Origin of the sequence: Streptomyces sp. (assembly GCF_036566765.1) — a bacterium.
Taxonomy (GTDB): Bacteria; Actinomycetota; Actinomycetes; order Streptomycetales; family Streptomycetaceae; genus Streptomyces.
This window is the reverse complement of the sequence record NZ_DATCVQ010000253.1, coordinates 1-2,202: the sequence shown is the minus strand read 5'-3', so window position 1 is coordinate 2,202 and position 2,202 is coordinate 1. Positions and strand designations below refer to the sequence as shown.

The 2,202-nt window shown below is 69.3% G+C and carries 4 protein-coding genes; all 4 read right to left on the bottom strand.

Annotated elements, in window-relative coordinates:
* Positions 1–999: phage tail tape measure protein (locus VIU94_RS14365; RefSeq protein ID WP_331911402.1), on the bottom strand; the 999-nt coding region annotated here is incomplete at its 3' end.
* Positions 999–1,301: a hypothetical protein gene (locus VIU94_RS14360; protein WP_331911400.1), complete on the bottom strand. Its 303-nt coding sequence runs from the start codon at positions 1,299–1,301 to the stop codon at positions 999–1,001. The genes VIU94_RS14360 and VIU94_RS14365, both read right to left, overlap by 1 nt.
* Complete coding sequence (locus VIU94_RS14355) at positions 1,302–1,559, bottom strand: hypothetical protein (protein ID WP_331911398.1); 258 nt, start codon at positions 1,557–1,559, stop codon at positions 1,302–1,304.
* Between the two features lie 188 nt (positions 1,560–1,747).
* Positions 1,748–2,050 carry a hypothetical protein gene (locus VIU94_RS14350; RefSeq protein WP_331911396.1) on the bottom strand — a complete coding sequence of 101 codons (303 nt, stop codon included), beginning with the start codon at positions 2,048–2,050 and terminating at the stop codon, positions 1,748–1,750.
* Between the last annotated feature and the right edge of the window lie 152 nt (positions 2,051–2,202).

Sequence of the window (2,202 nt, the reverse complement as noted above, 5' to 3'; positions counted from 1 at the left end):
GGGCGCGAGGGCCTTGCCGATCTGCAGGCGCAAGGTCTCCCATGCGCCGGAGAGTCGCTCGAGCGCCCCGGGGAGCCCCTTCATCGCGGCGTTGGCGGCGTCCTGCGCGGCCTTCTGGTTCTTGGTCGCGCTGACGTACTTGCCGAGCCCCTTGGAGCCCTCGTTCATCAGGACGGTGGCGGCGCGCGTGGCGTCGGAGCCGAAGATGGTCGACAGCGCAGTGGTGCGCTCGGACTCCGAGAGTCCGAGCAGCTTGTCCTGGAGCTGCTGGGAGACGTTGCCCAGCGAGACGAAGTCGCCGTTGCGCTTGGTGAAGTCCAGGCCTAGGTTCTTCATGGCCGACCGGGCTGCGTCGGTCTGGGGCGCGAGACGCGCCAGCATCGTCTTGAGCGATGTGCCGGCGTCGGAACCCTTGATACCCGCCGAGTCGAAGGCCGCCAGGGCGCCGACCGTCTCGTTGATGTCCAGGCCGGCGTTCTTCGCGCCAGGCCCCACCTGCGCGAGCGCCTGCCCCAGGGACTCGACCGACGCCGTGGACGCGTTGGCGCCGCCGGCAAGGGCGTTGGCGACCTTGTTCATGTCGCGGCCCTTGAGGCCGAAGGTGTTGAGTGCGTTCGAGGCGATCTCGGCCGCGGTGGCCAGATCGGTTCCGCCTGCCGCAGCGAGCAGGAGGGTCCCCTTCAGCGCGCCAGCGCGCATGTCGGCCACCGAGATGCCGCCCTTGGCGAGCTCGACCATCGCCTTGGCGGCTTCGTTCGCAGAGAACACGGTCGAGTTGCCCATGTCGATGGCAGCCTTCTCGAGCGCCTTCATCTCGCCACGGGTCGCCCCGGTGACCGCGCCCACCGTGTTCAGGGACTTCTCGAACTCGGCTCGCAGCTTCACGCCCGACGCGGCAACGCCGAGCAGGGCTGCACCGACGCCGGCCGTGAAAGCCTTCTTGAACCCGCCCATGTTGGGCAGCACCGTGATCCAGGCGGTACCCGCACTCACAGCCATCAGGAAGCCCCTCCTTCCAGCCAGTCAGCGGTCTGCGCGAGCGTGTGGTGGGCGGGCGTGTCATCCGACCCGTGCTCGATGGCCGCAGCGCCCTCGTCGTCGTTCATCAGCCGCGCGCCCGGGCCGTCGCCGTCGACCCGGAACGACGACCGGAACGCCCCGGTCTCCACCGGGGCGATCGACTCCGCATACACACGGCCGGCCTCGGCGATCTGGGCCATCGCGGCGTCCATCTCCGCCGTCGCCGCCAGCGCGGCCAGTGCCGCGGGCGAGGGTGGCTCGAAGCGCACGTTGCTCGGCATTCACGCCCCCTCAGAGTTGGCTGGGAAGAGTTGGGCGACCATGTCGTCGGTGGCCTCACGGATCCGCTTTGCACGAGCGCGGTCGAACGCGGTCACCGGGCGCGGGTACGGACGAGCCCGCGACGGTTTCCCGCCTGCGCCGGCGACGACCGCGTTCGCCACTTCTGCGAGCCGGTCCACCACCATGGCGAGCGCCTGGACCTCGGGGGTCCACTCCGTCAAGGGCGGGACGTCGCTGCCCTTCGGCAGGTCACCCACCTGGGCCGCCAGCTCGTCATCCTGTGCAACGGCGGCTGCGAACGCGGACGTGCGGGGAAGGTGGTCGATCAGCGTCAGCGCGAACGCCCACCTGCCCTGCTCGTACAGGTCGACTATGTCCCAGCCCGCGAGCCCGAGGTCGGCCGTGATCGCCTCGCCGTACCTGTCGAGCAGGCCGGTGAGGCGAATCAGTTTCCCAGGCCGAAGTGCTCCCGCATGTCCTCGGCGATCTTCATAACCACGGCCGCGTCCTCCTTGCCAACGACCTCGAGGAAGGCGTCGGCTTGGTCGCCACAGAAGGCGCCGATGACATCCCGGGACGTGCCCGAGTTGAACGCCTCCTCGGCCTCGAACATCTGGTCACCCGTCGGCCGCGGGATCTCGATCTTCTCGTCGTCGTCGAGCCACAGGACGAACGGATCGCCCTTGACCTCAGAGCGGTACCGGGCGAGGCTCGTCGGCTTACCCGTGGGCTTCCGCGTGTTGCCCATCAGGCGTCCTTGTCCTCGACGGGCGTCCAGCCCTCAGACTTCAGCCGGGTGATCGTGGCCGGCTTGAACGCCGTCACGGTCTCCCGAGCTTTGCCCTCGCCGCGGAAGAGCTCGACACCGCCGTCGGCGGTCTCGCTCTTCTTCTGGCTGGT

What these genes read in the sequence shown, in the direction of transcription:
- VIU94_RS14360 (WP_331911400.1), bottom strand. Translation starts at nt 1,301, where the DNA reads ATGCCGAGCAACGTGCGCTTCGAGCCACCCTCGCCCGCGGCACTGGCC.
- VIU94_RS14350 (WP_331911396.1), bottom strand. Translation starts at nt 2,050, where the DNA reads ATGGGCAACACGCGGAAGCCCACGGGTAAGCCGACGAGCCTCGCCCGG.